Below are 16110 nucleotides of genomic sequence, written 5' to 3' on the forward strand. Positions count from 1 at the left end.
GAGCCGTCGTGACCGTCGACCGGGGACTCGACATCGTCGACTTCCACCTGCACTTCCGCATCGGCGCCGACCCGACGATCCAGGCGTGCGAGCACGCCGCCGACATGCATCCCGGCGGGGAGCGCGAGCGCGCCGTCCGCGCCGCCGGCTCCGCCCCGTACGCCCGCGCCTGGCGGCGAGCGTGGGGCTTCGGCGAGCCCGAGCTCCCGGCACAGCGCTGGGAGGACGAGGCGGACCGGTGGGCCGACGAGCTGCGCCGGGTGAACGTCCGGCGGGCCGTGTTCGTCACCGGCGGCGGCAACGACACCGTCGCCGACGTCGTCGACCGCCACCCCGACCTGCTGCTCGGCCTCGCCCACCACGACCCGTACGCGCCGGGAGCCGCCGCCGAGCTGGAACGGGCCGTCGCCGGGCGCGGCCTGCGCGGGTTGAAGCTGTTCGCCCCGCTGCTGCGCGGCCCCCTCGACCACGCCGACCTCGACCCGCTCTGGGCCACCGCCCAGCGCCTCGGCGTGCCCGTGCTGATCCACATCGGGCACTACGGCAGCGCGGGCGGGCTGAGCTTCGGCCGGCACGGCGGCCCGGACGAGCTGGCCCGGATGGCCCGGCGCTTCCCCGAACTGGCCGTGGTGGTGCCGCACTTCGGCGTCCAGCACGTGCAGGACCTCCTCTTCGCCGCCTGGGGCTGCCCGAACATCCACGTCGACACGTCCGGGTCCAACCAGTGGGTGCGCTGGATGCCGTACCGGCTGACGCTGGAGGACCTGTTCCGGCGCTGCTACGAGACCATCGGCCCGCACCGGATCGTCTACGGCAGCGACTCGTCGTGGTTCCCGCGTGGCTACGTCACCCGCTACCTCGACGACCAGCTCCGGATCTGTCACGAGCTGGGCCTGCCCGACGACCACCTGCGCGCGATCTTCGCCGGCAACGCCGAGCGCCTGCTCGGCCTGGACACCACGACCGGCTGACGTCCGGGCGCGGCGAGCAGCGCCGCGTCCGGCCCGGAAGGAAGCAGAGACCCCTGATGAGCACACCCGCGCTGACCACCTACCAGCGGCACCACCTGCGGCCGACATACGACCACCACGTCGGGTACCTCTTCGCGGCGATGGTGCGGGCCAGCCAGGCGCACGTGGTGATGCTGACCGAACGGGGGCTGATCCCCGCCGAGCGGGGTGCCCGGCTGCTGCGCGGGCTGGCGGAGCTGCGCGCCGACACCGGCCCCGCGCCAAAGTTCGACGGCACCTTCGAGGACACGTACTACCTGCTGGAGAAGCGGCTGGCCGACGCCTGCGGCGTGCCGGCGTCCGAGCTGGACGTACAGATGGCCCGCAGCCGGAACGACCTCGACGCCGGGGTGTTCCGGATGCTGCTGCGCGACCAGCTCACCGGGGTCCTCGACCGGGTGCTCGCCACCGGGGCCACCGCCCTGGCCGCCGCCGACCGGTACGCCGAGGTGGTGATCACCGGCTACACCCACCGCCGGCCCGCCCAGCCCACCACCATCGGCCATGCCCTCGCCGGGTACGCCGAGGCCCTCGCGGGCCAGGCCGTCGCGTACGCCGACCTGATCGACGCGCTCAACATCTCGCCGCTGGGCTCCTGCGCGTTCGCCGGCACCGACCTGGACATCGACCCGGCCCGGGTGGCCGAGCTGCTCGGCTTCGCCGGCCTGGTCACCAACTCGTACGAGGCGGTGGCCGGCGCGGACCACCTGGTCCGGGTCGGCACGCTCAACGCCCGGTCGCTCGCCACGGGGGCCCGGCTGGCCCGGACCCTGATGGATTGGCTGACCTGGCGCTGGGTGACCACCCCCGGCGACTTCACCCAGGGCAGCAGCATCATGCCGCAGAAGCGCAACCCGGTCGTGCTGGAGCACCTGGTCTCCTACGCCGGCGCCACCGCCGCCGACGCCGCGAGCGTGCTCAACAACGTCGGCGCGGCCTGGTGGGAGGACTCCAACAACGCCACCACCGACGTGCAGGTGCGGCTCTGGGAGAGCAACGACCGTACCTACCGGTTCTTCGCCCTGCTCGGTGGCTTCCTCGCCGAGATCGAGCTGCTGGAGCCGCCGTCGCGCGAGGAGATCGTGGCGTCCGGGGCCACCACCACCGCCGCCGCGGACGCGCTGACCCGGCACGGCGTGCCGTTCCGGGCCGCCCACTCGGTCGTCGGACGGCTGGTCCGCGCCGGCGCGCCGGGCACCTGGACCCCCGAGGGGGTCCGCGCTGCGGCGCAGGGCATCACCGACCGGCTCGACGACGACGCGATCGCCGACCTGATCGCCGCCGCCGTCCACCCCGAGCTGGTCCTCGACCGGGCGCAGGTCGACGGCCCCGGCAGGTGCGCCGTGCGCAACCAGGTGACCGCGCTGCGCGGCACCCTCGACGCCGTCGCCGCCCGGCTGGCCGCCGTACGGGACCGGCTGGCCGCCGCGGACGAGGCGCTCGACGCCGTCGCCGCCAGGCGGGCGGCCCGGTGAGCGCGGGCGGCACCACGAGCGAGGGGACCGGGCCGTGAACCTGCGGCTGGACGGCCGGGCCGCGCGGCCCGCGTCGGTGACCGGCGACGAGGGCGTACTGCTCGGCATCGACTTCGGCGGCACCAAGATGGCCGTCGGGGTGGCCGACGAAGCGGGCCGCCTGCTGGCCCGCGAGCGGGTGCCGACGTACGCCGAACGGGGTGCCCCGCAGGCCCTGGACCGCGCGCTGGAGCTGGCCGCGAAGCTGGTGCGGCAGGTGGGCGGCCCGGTCGCGGCGGCGGGCGTCGCCTCGCCCGGGGTGCTCCGGCCCGACGGGATCGACCTGGCCCCGAACGTGCCCGGCTGGGACCGGCTCCGGCTGGCCGACGCGGTCCGCGACCGGCTCGGCGCGCCGGTGGTCGCGGTCGACAACGACCTGAACGCCGCCGCCCTGGCCGAGCTGCGCCTCGGCGCGCTCCGCGACGCCGACCCCGGCCTGGTCGTCGGCCTCGGCACCGGGGTCGCGGCGGCGGTCACCGTGCGCGGGGCGGTGCTGCCGGGCCATCACAGGGCGGCCGGCGAGATCGGGTACGCGGTGGCCGGCGGGCCGTGGCCCGGCACCATGCTGGAGCTGGACTTCTCCGGCCGGGCGCTGGACCAACTCGCCGACGACCTCGGCGTGCCGGGGGCGGCGGCCGGGCTGGCCGCCGCCGCCGGGCAGCCCGGCCCGGCCCGGGACGCGCTGACCGCCCGGGTCGACGAGCTGGCCCGCCACCTGGTCACCTGCTGCCTGCTGGTCGACCCGCAGCGGGTGGTGCTGGTCGGCGGCGTGGCCGGCAGCGACCTGATCCGGGGCCTGCTCGTCGAGCGGCTCGCCGCCGTGCTGCCGTACCGGCCCGAGGTGGTGCTCTCCGGCTTCGCCGACGACGCCGCGCTGCTCGGCGCGGTCGTGCTGGCCCGCGAGGCGGCTCCGGCCCCCCGCTGACCGGGTGGCCGCGCCGCACCCGCCGGTACTCGACCTCGCCGACCCGCCACGAGAAGCTCCTCCAGCGTGGCGCGCACGTCCCGGGTGGCCCCGTCGACGGCCCAGACCCGCAGTAACCTGGCCCGGTCAGTCGTCGGCGGGGCGATGGGCGCGCAGCATCAGCGACACCCCGGGCAGCGTCCGCACCGGCAGGTACCGCTCGGCGGTGACGACGGCCCGCAATCCCAGGTTCACCAGCGGGTTCACGTCGTCCAGGTCGCTGCCGGTGGAGCTGCGCCGCCGCCAGGCGGCGACCGGGCGGAGCAGCACGTTCCAGCTCCACAGTTCGTCGACCACCAGCCCGGCCTTCTCTACCACGGCGCGCAGCGACGGCCGGTCGTACCGGCGGACGTGGCCCACCGCCACGTCGTGCGCCGACCACAGCGCCATGTCGGCCGGCACGGCGATCAGCGCGACCCCGCCGGGGCGCAGAGTCCGGCGGATCTCGGCGGCGGCCAGGTGGTCCTCGTCGAAATGCTCCAGGATGTCGAACGCGGTGACCAGGCCCAGGCTCGCCGAGGGCAGCGGCAGGCGCCGCGCGTCGGCCCGGATCACGTCGAGCCCGCGTTCCCGGGCCACCCCGGCGCCCTCCGCGCTGTATTCCAGCGCCACCGGCCGCCAGCCGTGCGCCCGCAGCACCCGGGTGTTGCCGCCACCGGCCGCGCCGACGTCGAGCGCGCGCCCGGGGGCGTGGCCGGCGGCGGCAAGCCGGCGCAGCGCCCGGGCCAGCAGGACGCGTCGCTCCCGGTACCACCAGTGGGTGTCCTCCAAGGCGGCGAGCTTGCGGATCTCGGTTGCTTCCACGGCCTCACCCTAACCGCCGCAGTTGAGCAAGGAAGGGCCCCTGTTAACGCTTTCGGTAGACAAGGGGCCCCTTCTCACCGACCGGCAGCAGCCGGCACAGGGCGGCGCCGAAGGCCCAGCTCCTTCGCGCCGCTGATGGTGGCCATCTCGATCGCCGGTTGGAAACACCACCGGCGGCAGCGCGGCGCTGTCCGTGCCCACCCACCGGATGCCCAGATTTCAGGCCACGTTCACTCGAGCAGCAGTGCGGCCGAGGGCGCTTTACGAAACCTGGCGTCGCCGGCGGCGGGCGTGGCAGGGCGTTAAGAAGGGCCCCCTGCTATGCGCAAAGCGTCAACAGGGGGCCCTTCCTTCGCCCTCAGGGGCGGGTGAAGACGAGCGCCACGTTGTGTCCGCCGAAACCGAACGCGTTGTTCAGCGCGGCGGGGATCTCCAGGTGACGCGCCTTGTGCGCGGCCACGTCCATGTCCAACCCGGCGTCCGGGTCGTCCAAATTGATCGTCGGGGGCACGACGCCGTCGCGAATGGCCAGGATGGTGGCGATGGACTCCAACGCGCCGGCCGCGCCGAGCAGGTGACCGGTCATCGACTTGGTGGCGGTGAGCACCGGGTGGTCGCCGAGCGCGGCGCGCAGCGCGCCGATCTCCAGCATGTCACCGACCGGGGTCGAGGTGGCGTGCGCGTTGACGTGCACGATGTCCTGCGGGGCGATGTCCGCGTCCGCGATGGCCTTCCTGATCGCCCGGATCGCGCCCTCGCCCTCCGCGTGCGGCTGCACGATGTCGTACGCGTCGGAGGTGATCCCGGCGCCGGCCAGCCGCGCGTACACCCGGGCGCCCCGGGCGGCGGCGTGCTCGGCGCGTTCCAGCACGAGCACGCCCGCGCCCTCGCCGAGGACGAAGCCGTCCCGGCCGTTGTCCCACGGGCGGGAGGCCCGCTCGGGCTCGTCGTTGCGGGTGGACATGGCGCGCATCGAGGCGAACCCGGCGATCGGCAGCGGGTGGATGACCGCCTCGGTGCCGCCGACCACCACCACGTCGGCCCGGCCGGAGCGGATGATGTCCAGCCCGAGGGCGATCGCCTCCGCGCCGGTGGCGCAGGCGCTGGCCACGGCGTGTACCCCGGCCTTGGCACCCACCTCCAGCCCCACCCACGCGGCGGGGCCGTTCGGCATCAACATCGGCACGGTGTGCGGCGACACCCGGCGCGGGCCGGATGCCTCCAGGATGTCGTCCTGGGCAAGCAGTGTGGTCGCCCCGCCGATGCCGGATCCGACGCTGACGGCCAGCCGCTCCGGGTCCGGCCCGGAGTCGGCGAGGCCTGCGTCCGCCCACGCCTGCCGGGCCGCGATGATCGCGATGGCCTCGGAGCGGTCGAGCCGGCGCAGCTTGACCCGGTCCAGCACCTCGGACGGGTCGACGACGAGCTGCGCGGCGATACGGACCGGCAGCTGCGCCGCCCACTCCTGGGTGAGCGGAGCCACCCCGGAGCGGCCGGCGAGCATGGCGTCCCAGGTCGACGCGACGTCCCCGCCCAGCGGGGTGGTCGCGCCGATCCCGGTGACGACGACGTCGGTGCGACTCATGTCAGGACTGCGCCTCGATGTAGCTGACGGCGTCGCCCACGGTCTTCAGGTTCTGCACCTCGTTGTCGGGGATCTTGACGCCGAACTTCTCCTCGGCGGCGACCACGACCTCCACCATCGAGAGCGAGTCGACGTCGAGGTCGTCGGTGAAGGACTTGCCCTCGGCCACGTCGTCCGGGTTCACCCCGGCAACCTCTTCGAGGATCTCGGCGAGGCCGGCGGTGATCTCGTCACGGGTCATGGTTGGTGCGTTCCTCTCCATGGGTGTGGACTCGCCGGCGGCGCGTGCCGCGCGGCGTGCGAACGGCCCCGGTGGGGGCCGGACATCAGGGGCAGCGGACGACCTGACCGGCGTAGGTCAGGCCACCGCCGAAGCCGAAGAGCAGCACCGGGGCGCCCGAGGGCACCTCTCGCCGCTCGATGAGCTTGGACAGCGCCAGCGGCACGCTCGCCGCCGAGGTGTTGCCGGACTCGACGATGTCCTTCGCGATGATCGCGTCGGGGATGCCGAGCCGCTTGGCGATGCCGTCGATGATCCGGGAGTTGGCCTGGTGCGGCACGAACGCGGCCAGCTCGGACGGGGCGACGCCGGCCCGCTCGCAGGCCTGTAGGGCCAGCGGGGCCAGCGCCGTGGTGGCCCAGCGGAAGACGGTCTGGCCCTCCTGCTTCACGTACGGTCGCCAGCCCTCGATGCGTACGGCGGCGCTCTTGGCCGGCACCGAGCCCCAGACGACCGGGCCGACCCCGGCCGGCTCGCCGTCGGCCGTGGCGGTGACCACCGCGGCGCCGGCGCCGTCACCGAAGATGATGCAGGTGGAGCGGTCGGTCCAGTCGGTGAAGTCGGAGAGCTTCTCCGCGCCGATGACGATCGCGTTGCGCGACGCCCCGGCCCGGATCGCGTGGTCCACGGTCCCCAGCGCGTACGCGAAGCCCGAGCATGCGGTGTTGATGTCGTACGCGCCGGGCGCGGTGATGCCCAGCTTGGCGGCGACCCGGCAGGCGACGTTCGGGCTGCGGTCGATCGAGGTGCAGGTGGCGACCACGACGAGGTCGATGTCGGCGGCGGTGAGGCCGGAGTTGGCCAGCGCCTTCCCGGCGGCGGCCGCCGCCATGTCGGACACCGTCTCGTCGCCGGCTATGCGGCGGCTGGCGATGCCGACCCGGTCCCTGATCCACTCGTCGTTGGTTTCGACGAACTGGGCGATGTCGTCGTTGGTGACGATCCGGGAGGGCTGGTAGTGCCCCAGCGAGAGAATCCGGCTACCTGTCATGAGTGACCCCCGATCCGGGCGAGCGGTTGACCCGGCGCGACCGGGGCGTCATGGTGGGCGAACCACTCGGTGAGCAGGCCGCTGTCGTGGGCGGTCACCTCGACCGGGCCCTGCCCGGTGGCGATGTGGCCGATGACCTGGCCAGCCTTCAGCGACTCGCCCTCGACCAGCCCCTCGGCCGGCTGGAAGGCGCCCGGGGCGGTGGCCGTCACGACCCGGAACCGGGTGGTCGGCGCGGGGCGGGCAGCCGCCCCGTGGCGGGCGATCAGCGCGCGCGCGGCGGGCAGGTCGTCCGGCGTCTTCAGGGTGACGATCTCGGGCAGCGAGTCGCTGAGCTCCCGCTTGATCAGGCCGGCCAGGGTGCCGGCCGGCGGCAGCTCGACCACCCCGGTGACGCCGAGGTCGGCAAGGGTGCGCATGCACAGGTCCCACCGCACTGGCGAGGTGACCTGACGGACCAGCCGCTGCACCATTTCCCGGCCGTGGTCGACGGCCGCGCCGTCGAGGTTGGACAGCAGGATCCGGGCCGGGCGGGCCGGGGTGATCCCGGCGGCCACCCCGGCCAGGGTGGCCTCGGCGGGGGCCATGTGCGGGGTGTGGAACGCCCCGGCCACCTTCAGCCGGACCACCCGGGCCTTCGTGGGCGGGGCGGCGGCGAGCGCGTCCAGCCCACTGATCGACCCGGCGGCGACGATCTGGCCGGCGCCGTTGCGATTGGCGGCGTGCAGCCCGTGCGCGTCGAGGGCGGCCAGCACCTCGTCGGTGTCGCCGCCCAGCACGGCGGCCATGCCGGTGGGTTCGATCGCGCAGGCGGCGGCCATCTCCCGGCCACGCAGCCCGGCGAGGGTGATCGCGGTCTCGGCCGACAGGACCCCGGCCAGCGCCGCCGCGCCCAACTCGCCGACGCTGTGCCCGGCGGTGAGGGTCACGTCGTTCATCGGCAGGTGCTCGGCGGCGAGCAGCGCCGCGGCGACCAGCAGCGGCTGGGTCCGGGCCGTGTCCTGGATCTCCTCGGCACCGGCCGTGGTGCCCAGGTGGACCAGGTCGACGCCGGCCGGCGCCGACCACCAGCGCAGCCGTGCCTCGGCCCCGGTCAGGGCGAGCCACGGTGTCAGGAAGCCGGGTTTCTGGGAACCCTGTCCCGGTGAGAGTACGGCGAGCACGTCTATGACTCTCCCGGATACTTGTCGGTCACGGTGTTACCGGCCGCCACCAAACCGCACTAGAACCTTTGGAGGAACCCTACAGAAATAGGTGACCGTGATCGTGGTTAGGTGGAACTTTGTCGACTTGAGGCCGTTATCGGCTGATGTGCCACGACGGGAACCACCGGGTCGAGCCGCCCCACGGTCAGCGCCACCTGTAGGGCGAACGCGTCCCGGGGGGTCAGCGGCGACAGGCCGGTCACGTCCGCGATCCGCCGCAGCCGGTAGCGCACCGTGTTGGGGTGCACGAACAGGGCCCGGGCCGCGCTCTCCAGCGTACCGCCGGCCGCGAAGAAGGCGTCCAGGGTTTCCAACAGCTCCCCGCCCGCCCGGGCCAGCGTCGCGTACACGTCGTGGCGCAGCCGGCGGCGGGCCTCGGCGTCCCCGGCGAGGGCCCGCTCGGGCAGCAGGTCGCCGGCCGGCACCGGGCGCGGCGCGGTCGGCCAGGCGGGGGCCGCACGGAACCCGGCCAGCGCGGCGCGGGCCGAGTCGGTCGCCTCGTCGAGGCTCGGCACCGCCGGCCCGACCACGACCGGCCCCTCCCCGAACGCGGGCAGCAGCTTCCCGGTGGCCGTCATCGGGTCGGCCGCGCCACCGAGGACGATCACCAGCCGGTCGCCGTGCACCCCGCCGATCACCTCGACGCCGATGCGCCGGGCCAGCCGGTAGACGGTGTGCAGCACGGCGGCCACCTCGCCCCCGGGGGAACGGCCCACCGCCACCGCCACCGGCGGCGCGTCCGACCAGCCCAGCGCGGCGCCCCGGCTGGCCAGCACGTCCGGGGAGTCCCCGCGCAGCAGCGCGTCGACCAGCAGGGCCTGCAACCGGGCGTCCCAGGAGCCGCGCGACTCGGCGGCCCGCGCGTACACCCGGGCGGCGGCGAAGGCGATCTCCCGGGAGAAGCGCAGCACCGCTTCCCGCAGTTGCTGCTCCTCGCCCTCGGCGGCGAGGGTGCCGACCTGCTCCTCGACCACGTCGATGGTCACCTTGATCAGCGCCACCGTCTGCTGGAGGCTGATCGAGCGGGCCAGGGCCTGCGGGGCGGTGGCGAAGACCTCGTCGGAGACCTCCTGGGTGCTGTCCGCCGTGCCGCCGCCCTCGCGCAGCCACTGCACCAGCGATTGGGCGCCGGCCTGGGCCACCAGCATGACCCAGGACCGCTGGTCGGCCGGGAGCGCCCGGAACCAGGGCAGCGTCTCGTCCATCCGGGCCACGCTGGCGGTGGCCAGCGCCCCCGCCGCCCGCTCGATCCGGCGCAGCGTGGCCGACAACTGGATCCCGCCCGGCTCGCTCACCCCACCAGCCTCGCAGAAGGGGAGGGGTCCGGGTTGACGCCCCCGGTGGAGAAGGGGACCCCGCTCACCCCGCACCGCCCCGCGACGACTCCGGCGCTGCTCCCGGCGACGACTCCGGCGCTGCTCCCGGCGGCGGGGCGGGCAGGGCGATCTCCTGGGCCAGGATCGCGGCCTGCACGCGACTGCGCAGGTCGAGCTTCGCCAGGACCCGGCTGACGTGGGTCTTCGCGGTGCTCTCCGCCATCACCAGCCGGTCGGCGAGCTGCTGGTTGGACAGGCCCAGCCCGAGGCAGGCCAGCACTTCCCGCTCCCGCGCCGTGAGGGTGGCCACCGCGGCCCGGGTGGCGGCGGGCACTCCCGGGGCGGTGGCGGCGAACGCGCTGATCAGCCGCCGGGTCACCGCGGGAGCGATGATCCCCTCGCCCCGGGCCACCGTGCGGACCGCGGTGACCAGCGCGTCCGCGTCGGTGTCCTTGAGCAGGAAGCCGGCGGCCCCGGCCCGCAGCGCGCCGAAGACGTACTCGTCGAGGTCGAAGGTGGTGAGCACGAGCACGTCGGCGAGCCGACCGGCGACGATCTCCCGGGTGGCGGAGATGCCGTCGAGCCGGGGCATCCGGACGTCCAGCACGGCGACGTCGGGACGCAGCTCGGCGCAGAGCCGCACGGCCGTCTCGCCGTCGGCGGCCTCGCCGGCCACCTCGACCCCCGGCGCGGCGGCCAGGATCAGCGCCAGCCCGGCCCGCACCGCCGGCTGGTCGTCGGCGAGCACCACCCGTACCGACACCGCCGCGTCGCCGCGCCTGCCCGGCCCGGGGCCGGTCACGCCGGCCCGCCGGTGGGCAGCCGCGCCCGGACCCGCCACCGTCCGCCCGCCCGGCCGGCGGTGAAACCGCCACCCAGCAGCACCGCGCGCTCGCGCATCCCGATCAGGCCGGCACCCGCGCAGGGCAGCGCCGCTCCGCCCGCCCGGACCGGGTTCGTCACGGCCACCACCACCTCCGTCGGCCCGTACGCCACCATCAGCTCCGCCTCGCCCGCGCCGTGCTTGAGCGCGTTGGTCAACGACTCCTGCACTATCCGGTACGCCGCCAGGTCCACCCCCACCGGCAGCGCACGCGGCCCACCGGTCACCTCGGCCCGCACCGCCAGCCCGGCGGAGCGCATCCGGTCCACCAGGCGGTCCAACTCGTCGAGGCGTACCCGGGTCGCCTCCTCGGCCGGATCGACGGCGACGCCGGGCGTGGGCTCCCGGAGCAGCCCGACGAGCTGCCGCATCTCCGCCAGGCCCCGCACGCTGTTCTCCCGGATCACCCGCAGCGACGAGGTCACCTGCTCCCGGTCCAGCCCGGCGACGGATAGCGCGGCGGTGGCGTGGATGGCCACCGCGCCGAGGTGGTTGGCCACCACGTCGTGCAGCTCGCGGGCCATCCGGGACCGCTCGGCGCGGACCGCCTCGCGGCGGTCCAACTCGGCCAGCCGGGCGGTCTGCTCGGCCCGGGCCCGTTCCTCCGCGGCCCGGGCCCGCTCGGCCGCCGCCTGGTCACGGTACTGGCGCACGCTGATCCCGGTCAGCACCGGCACGACGCCGACCAGCACCACCGGCACAGCCAGCGCGACCCCGCGCCAGTGGGCGAACACCAGCGGCCCGCCGACGGCGGCGAGCAGGCTCAGCGCCACCGTGACCCGCAGGAGCCCGCGCCACAGCCGGGGCGGGCCGTACACGCAGGCGTCGTAGAGCACCTGGGTGTAGATCAGGGCGGTGCCGAGGGTGGTGCCGAGGGCGACGTCGACGACCAGCGCCACCGTCCCGAGGGCCAGGCCCGTGCGGGTGGCCACCCGGCGCAGGACGACCGCCACCGACACGGCCAGCAGCGACGGCAGGAAGGCCGCCGTGGGCACGCCGGGTCGCGGGGTGATCGCCAGGTGCGTGCCGAGGCCGAGCAGCGCCAGCCCGCCCGCGAGGGCGACGCCGGCCAGCGCCAGATCCCGGCCCAGGGTGCCGGACCGGAGCCAGGGCGGCAGTCGCATGGTCCGATCCCACCACACCCGCCGCCGCGCCGGCTCCGACCACGGAACGAGGCCGGCGTCCGCCGAAGGAGCTACCCCCGGCGTGGTCCATCGTTCGGGGTACGCGGATCTCGTCGCCCGGGCCGAGGGCGGGGCACGCCGTGGGCGGCACGCTGGACCCCGACGGACAGGGGAGGTCGGTGTGCTGGTCGTGGTCGTCGTCGGGTGCGAGATCGGGTTCTGGGTGCTGCTCGTGGCGGGGCTGGTGGCCCGCTACCCGCTGCGCCGCCCGCGCCTCGGCGCGGCGCTGCTGGTCTGCGTACCCCTGGTCGACCTGGTGCTGCTCGCGGTGACCGCGCTGGACCTGCGGCGCGGGGCCACGGCGGACGCCACCCACGGCCTGGCCGCCGTGTACCTCGGCTTCTCGGTGGCCTTCGGCCACTCGACGATCCGCTGGGCCGACCAGCGCTTCGCCCACCGATTCGCCGGCGGGCCGCCCCCGGTCCGGCCGCCACGGCACGGCTGGGCCCGCGCCCGGCACGAGTGGCGGGAATGGGCCAAGGGCCTGCTCGGCTGGGCCGTGGCCTGCGCGTTCCTCGTCGCGGCGATCGTCTACGTCGGTGACGCCGAGCGCACCCGCGAGCTGTGGGACTGGGTCCGCACGCTCACCGTCGGCCTCGTGATCTGGCTGATCGCGTTCCCGGTCTGGGAGACGATCTTCCCGCGCCGCCCCCGCCGCTGAGGTGGCGGACGCGCCGCACGGCGCGTCCGCCCGCACCAGTACGGTGTCAGGGCACGCGGGCCAAGAAGCGGCCGGTGGGCGAGGGAGAGCGTGAGGAGACCGGGATGGCGCACGGGGAGGCCGAGCAAGGCTGCGCCCAGGGGGAGTCCTGCCGGCCGGGCCACCACGAGCCGGCTGCGGCGAAGCATCCCCGTCGGCTCACCGGCGCGGCCCATCCCGCCGAGCCGCCCTGTGGCCGGCCCACGGAGCCGACGTGCGGCCGGGCCGGGTCGGTCGACGAGGAGGCCCCGGTGCCCCGCCAGCGGGCCACCGAGTCGCCCGCCGGCGAGGCGGCGCGCGCCGCGGCGTGCCGCAGCGACCTGCCCGGCTGGGCCGGCGCGCATCCGCACGGACCGGTTCGCCCCCGGCACCGGGCGGTCCGCCGGGAGCGCCCGCCGCGCCGCTGGTGCTGACCACCGGCGACCCCCCGTGCCGACCGGCGACGACGCCCCTGCCAACCGGCGCGGGCGCCGCGACGCCGGGCGTGCCCGCCAGCGGGTACGCCGGGGCCGTGCCGGCCTGCGGTCAGCCCGGCGTGCCGGTCAGCGGGTACGGCGGCGTACCAGCAGCGCGATCCCGGCCAGCCCGAGGGTGATCACCAGCATCACGCCGACGTTGAGCAGCAGCAGCCGCTGCAACTCGTCGAGCGCCTCGTCGATGTCCTTGGCCGGGTTCAGCAACTCGTCCGGCAGCACCCGCTCGCCGCCCCCGACGCCGCCGCTGACCGAGTCGAGCTGCCGCTCCAGCGGCACCCCGACCGTGCGCAGCGTCTCGGACATGCTGAGCCGGCCGAGGAACCAGCCGGCCTTACCCTTGCGCGCCGGGTCCGGCTGCTTCGCCGGCCGGTAGACCCGGGGGCCGCCCTTGGCCAGCGGGTAGAGGTCGTACGTCTGGGTGGGGATTTCCCCGACCAGCAGCACCACCGTGTACTTCGGACCCAGGTCGGCGGGCTTCGGCCCGCTGGCCGCGCCGGTGCGGCCGAGCCAGCTCACCTGGTCGACGACCGCGACCACCTCGGCGGGGTGGGTGGGGGCCCGCAGCCGCAGCGGCTCGGCCAGCCGGTCGCCGGTGATGTCCACACCGGCCGGTAGGGTCTGCTTCGGCACCGTGCCGGCCAGCGCCGTGCTGGCGGTGGCGGCCGCGTCGGCCAGCGCCGCGCCCGTCGTAGCCCCGCCTGCCGTCGCCGTGCCCGCAGCCCGGACCGGCCCCGCCAGCGCCGTCGCCAGCGCGGTCGCCAGCAGCGCTCCCGCTGCCACCCCGCACAACCGCCGTACCTGTCGGACCATCGCCGCCTCCTCGCCCCGTTCGATTTGGATGGCTTCGCTGCAGGTCACGCGTTGGTCGGTCGATGGCGGTGACCATGCCCACAGGGCGGGGCGCCCACCTGAAAGACTGCGCAAGACGTCGATCGGTTGCAGCTGTTGGATCGGGAATTGGAACTATCTGCGATCTCAGTGCGACTGATTGGTCAGCCGTAGATCAGCGGGCGGATAGTACCCTTACGGAGGTGTTCATGGGGGGCAGGTTCCCACGGATGGCGCGTGACTGGATAGCCGTTCTCGGCGTGGCGCTCGGTGTGTCGCTCGCGCTGCCGGCGTCGCCGGCCGCCGCGCACAACTCGCTGAGTGGCAGCAACCCGGCCAACGGCGCGCGGGTGGCCAAGGCGCCGGACCGGATCGAACTCCGCTTCCTGGCGAAGCCGAATCCGGGTACGACGAAGATCACAGTCACCGGGCCGGACAATGTGGTCGCCCTCGGTGGGAAGCCGGCCTTCTCCGGCACACGGGTGCGGATCCCGTTCGCGCCCGGCGCGGCCGGTCTTTACATCGTCGGGTACCAGGTCACCTCCGCCGACGGCCACCCGATCAAGGGCGAGTTGCGGTTCACCCTCACCACCGGCACCCCGGCCCAGCCCCCGTCGCCGTCGGCCACGCCGCCGGAGCCCCCGTCACCGTCCGGTGCCCCGCCGTCGTCGGCCGACGCGGCCACGCACGGCCCCGCCAGCGCCGCGCCGGTCGCCGACGAGTCGCCGCGGAAGGGACCGCCCGGCTGGCTCTGGGCGCTGGGCGGGGGGCTGCTGCTGTTGCTCGCGGCCGTCGCCGCCGTGTTCGCCGTGCGCCGCCGCCGTTCCTGAGCGCGGCAGGTCGCGTACCGGATCAGGGCAGGCGTGCGTACACCCGATCAGGGCAGGCGCAGGCGGGCGGCGCGCAACCGGGCGAGGGTGCGCTCGCGGCCCAGGACCTCCAGCGACTCGAACAGCGGCAGGCCGACGGCGCGGCCGGTGACCGCCACCCGCACCGGCGCCTGGGCCTTGCCGAGCTTGAGGCCGCGCTCCGCGCCGACCGCCTCCAGCGTCGCCTTCAGCGAGTCCGCGTCCCACGAAGCGAGCCCCTCGTACGCGGCGACCGCCGCGTCGAGCAGCTCGGCCGCGCCCTCCTTCATCGCCTTCGCCCACGCGGCCTCCTCGATCAGCGGCGAGGCCAGGAAGAGGAAGTCGACGTTCGGCACGATCTCGCTGAGCACCGCGATCCGGGTCTGGGCCAGCGGGGCCACGGCGGCGAACGCGTCGGCGTCGAACTCCTGCGGCTGCCACGGCGGCGGCGCGATGGTGTCGGTGCCGGTCAGCCACGGCCGGCAGGCGGCCACGAACTCGTCGATCGGCAGCGCCCGGACGTACTCGCCGTTGAACGCGCGCAGCTTCTTCTCGTCGAAGAACGCGGGGGAGGGGTTGACCTCCTCCAGCCGGAACTCCTCCTCGATCACCGACCAGGGCACGATCTCCCGGTCGCCCGACGGCGCCCAGCCGAGCAGCATCAGGTAGTTGCGCATCGCCGCGGCTAGGTAGCCCTCGTCCCGGTACGCCTCCAGGGCGACCTTGTCCCGCCGCTTGGACAGCTTCTGCCGCTTCTCGTTGACCACCACGGGCACGTGTGCCCAGATCGGCGGCTTGACGCCCAGCGCGTCCCAGAGCAACTGCTGCTTCGGCGTGTTGGGCAGGTGCTCCTCGGCCCGGATCACGTGGGTGATTCCCATCGTCATGTCGTCGATGACGTTGGCCAGCAGGAACACCGGCGACCCGTCGCCCCGGGCGATGACGAAGTCCTCGATCAGCCTGTTCTCGAAGGTCGGCTCGCCCCGGATCAGGTCGACCACCACGGTCTCGCCGGTGTCCGGCGTGCGGAACCGCAGCGCGCGCCCCTCGCCCGCCGCCAGGCCCCGGTCCCGGCAGAAGCCGTCGTAGCCGGAGTACTGCGAGCCGGTACGCGCCTGCACGGCCTCCCGGGTGCAGTCGCAGTAGTACGCCCGGCCGCCCTCGTGCAGTCGCTGCGCGGCGGCGCGGTGCTCCCCGGCGTACGACGACTGGAAGTAGGGGCCCTCGTAGCTGCCCCGGGCGATGCCGATCCAGTCCAGCGCGGAGAGGATGCCCTCGGTCCATTCGGGCTTGTTGCGTGCCGCGTCGGTGTCCTCGACGCGGAGCACGAACACCCCGCCCTGTTGCCTGGCGTAGATCCAGTTCTGTAGGGCCGAGCGGGCACCGCCGACGTGGAACATTCCGGTCGGCGAGGGGGCAAAGCGTACACGTACCGTCACGTGCCCCAGCCTACGGCCGCCGGCCCACGGGTAAGGAGGGGCCCCTTGTTAACGCTTTCGGTATAGGAGGGCCCCTGCGAACA

Annotated in this window: 15 protein-coding genes and 1 pseudogene; 6 read left to right on the forward strand and 10 right to left on the reverse strand. The window is 74.9% G+C overall.

Features of this window, described 5'->3' with window-relative positions:
- The 3 genes from E1258_RS19780 to E1258_RS19790 form a co-directional block, all read left to right on the forward strand.
- On the forward strand, nt 1-971 hold a 971-nt coding region (locus E1258_RS19780; protein ID WP_132403398.1), incomplete at its 5' end, for an amidohydrolase family protein.
- 56 nt (nt 972-1027) lie between these two features.
- Nucleotides 1028-2485, forward strand: coding sequence for a lyase family protein (locus E1258_RS19785; protein ID WP_132403401.1), 1458 nt, complete (start codon nt 1028-1030; stop codon nt 2483-2485).
- Between the two features lie 34 nt (nt 2486-2519).
- The gene (locus E1258_RS19790; RefSeq protein WP_243715573.1) at nt 2520-3449 is read left to right on the forward strand and encodes an ROK family protein; all 930 of its coding nucleotides are present in this window, start codon (nt 2520-2522) and stop codon (nt 3447-3449) included.
- A gap of 126 nt (nt 3450-3575) precedes the next feature.
- Here the strand turns inward: E1258_RS19790 and E1258_RS19795 are convergent, their stop codons facing one another.
- From E1258_RS19795 to E1258_RS19830, 8 genes and pseudogenes are all read right to left on the reverse strand, one after another.
- Nucleotides 3576-4292: a bifunctional 2-polyprenyl-6-hydroxyphenol methylase/3-demethylubiquinol 3-O-methyltransferase UbiG gene (locus E1258_RS19795; protein ID WP_132403404.1), complete on the reverse strand. Its 717-nt coding sequence runs from the start codon at nt 4290-4292 to the stop codon at nt 3576-3578.
- Nucleotides 4293-4650: 358 nt separating this feature from the next.
- On the reverse strand, nt 4651-5877 hold the full coding sequence (gene fabF / locus E1258_RS19800) for a beta-ketoacyl-ACP synthase II (protein ID WP_132403407.1): 1227 nt from the start codon (nt 5875-5877) through the stop codon (nt 4651-4653).
- A gap of 1 nt (nt 5878) precedes the next feature.
- Entirely contained in the window at nt 5879-6118 is a 240-nt protein-coding gene (locus E1258_RS19805; protein ID WP_007072348.1) for an acyl carrier protein, read from the reverse strand.
- Nucleotides 6119-6203: 85 nt separating this feature from the next.
- On the reverse strand, nt 6204-7148 hold the full coding sequence (locus E1258_RS19810) for a beta-ketoacyl-ACP synthase III (protein ID WP_132403410.1): 945 nt from the start codon (nt 7146-7148) through the stop codon (nt 6204-6206).
- Nucleotides 7145-8311 carry an acyltransferase domain-containing protein gene (locus tag E1258_RS19815; RefSeq protein WP_132403413.1) on the reverse strand — a complete coding sequence of 389 codons (1167 nt, stop codon included), beginning with the start codon at nt 8309-8311 and terminating at the stop codon, nt 7145-7147. The genes E1258_RS19810 and E1258_RS19815 overlap by 4 nt, the downstream gene beginning before the upstream one ends.
- Before the next feature lie 107 nt (nt 8312-8418).
- Nucleotides 8419-9726 (reverse strand): annotated as a pseudogene (locus E1258_RS19820) (PucR family transcriptional regulator); the annotation flags it as partial.
- Nucleotides 9713-10432, reverse strand: a complete 720-nt coding sequence (locus E1258_RS19825; RefSeq protein ID WP_132403440.1) for a response regulator transcription factor — start codon at nt 10430-10432, stop codon at nt 9713-9715. The gene E1258_RS19825 and the pseudogene E1258_RS19820, both read right to left, overlap by 14 nt.
- Nucleotides 10433-10467: 35 nt before the next feature.
- Nucleotides 10468-11676: a sensor histidine kinase gene (locus E1258_RS19830; protein WP_132403419.1), complete on the reverse strand. Its 1209-nt coding sequence runs from the start codon at nt 11674-11676 to the stop codon at nt 10468-10470.
- Nucleotides 11677-11857: 181 nt separating this feature from the next.
- On the opposite strand from E1258_RS19830, the gene E1258_RS19835 reads away from it, so the two are divergent.
- Together E1258_RS19835 and E1258_RS19840 are read left to right on the forward strand one after the other, a co-directional pair.
- A complete protein-coding gene (locus tag E1258_RS19835) occupies nt 11858-12397 on the forward strand; it encodes a hypothetical protein (RefSeq protein ID WP_132403422.1) in 540 nt (179 codons plus the stop codon).
- A gap of 104 nt (nt 12398-12501) precedes the next feature.
- A complete protein-coding gene (locus tag E1258_RS19840; protein ID WP_132403425.1) occupies nt 12502-12849 on the forward strand; it encodes a hypothetical protein in 348 nt (115 codons plus the stop codon).
- Nucleotides 12850-12978: 129 nt separating this feature from the next.
- Here E1258_RS19840 and E1258_RS19845 read toward each other — a convergent pair whose 3' ends face one another.
- A complete protein-coding gene (locus E1258_RS19845) occupies nt 12979-13722 on the reverse strand; it encodes a hypothetical protein (protein WP_132403428.1) in 744 nt (247 codons plus the stop codon).
- Nucleotides 13723-13970: 248 nt separating this feature from the next.
- On the opposite strand from E1258_RS19845, the gene E1258_RS19850 reads away from it, so the two are divergent.
- Nucleotides 13971-14570 carry a copper resistance CopC family protein gene (locus E1258_RS19850; protein ID WP_243715574.1) on the forward strand — a complete coding sequence of 200 codons (600 nt, stop codon included), beginning with the start codon at nt 13971-13973 and terminating at the stop codon, nt 14568-14570.
- 47 nt (nt 14571-14617) lie between these two features.
- On the opposite strand, the gene gltX is transcribed toward E1258_RS19850, so the two are convergent.
- Nucleotides 14618-16027 carry a glutamate--tRNA ligase gene (gltX, locus tag E1258_RS19855; protein ID WP_132403434.1) on the reverse strand — a complete coding sequence of 470 codons (1410 nt, stop codon included), beginning with the start codon at nt 16025-16027 and terminating at the stop codon, nt 14618-14620.
- Nucleotides 16028-16110 lie beyond the last annotated feature (83 nt).

Source organism: Micromonospora sp. KC207 (assembly GCF_004348615.1).
Taxonomy (GTDB): domain Bacteria; phylum Actinomycetota; class Actinomycetes; order Mycobacteriales; family Micromonosporaceae; genus Micromonospora.

What these genes read in the sequence shown, in the direction of transcription:
- E1258_RS19850 (WP_243715574.1), top strand. Translation starts at nt 13,971, where the DNA reads ATGGCGCGTGACTGGATAGCCGTTCTCGGCGTGGCGCTCGGTGTGTCG.
- E1258_RS19785 (WP_132403401.1), top strand. Translation starts at nt 1,028, where the DNA reads ATGAGCACACCCGCGCTGACCACCTACCAGCGGCACCACCTGCGGCCG.
- E1258_RS19805 (WP_007072348.1), bottom strand. Translation starts at nt 6,118, where the DNA reads ATGACCCGTGACGAGATCACCGCCGGCCTCGCCGAGATCCTCGAAGAG.
- E1258_RS19810 (WP_132403410.1), bottom strand. Translation starts at nt 7,148, where the DNA reads ATGACAGGTAGCCGGATTCTCTCGCTGGGGCACTACCAGCCCTCCCGG.
- E1258_RS19830 (WP_132403419.1), bottom strand. Translation starts at nt 11,676, where the DNA reads ATGCGACTGCCGCCCTGGCTCCGGTCCGGCACCCTGGGCCGGGATCTG.
- fabF (WP_132403407.1), bottom strand. Translation starts at nt 5,877, where the DNA reads ATGAGTCGCACCGACGTCGTCGTCACCGGGATCGGCGCGACCACCCCG.
- E1258_RS19840 (WP_132403425.1), top strand. Translation starts at nt 12,502, where the DNA reads ATGGCGCACGGGGAGGCCGAGCAAGGCTGCGCCCAGGGGGAGTCCTGC.
- E1258_RS19845 (WP_132403428.1), bottom strand. Translation starts at nt 13,722, where the DNA reads ATGGTCCGACAGGTACGGCGGTTGTGCGGGGTGGCAGCGGGAGCGCTG.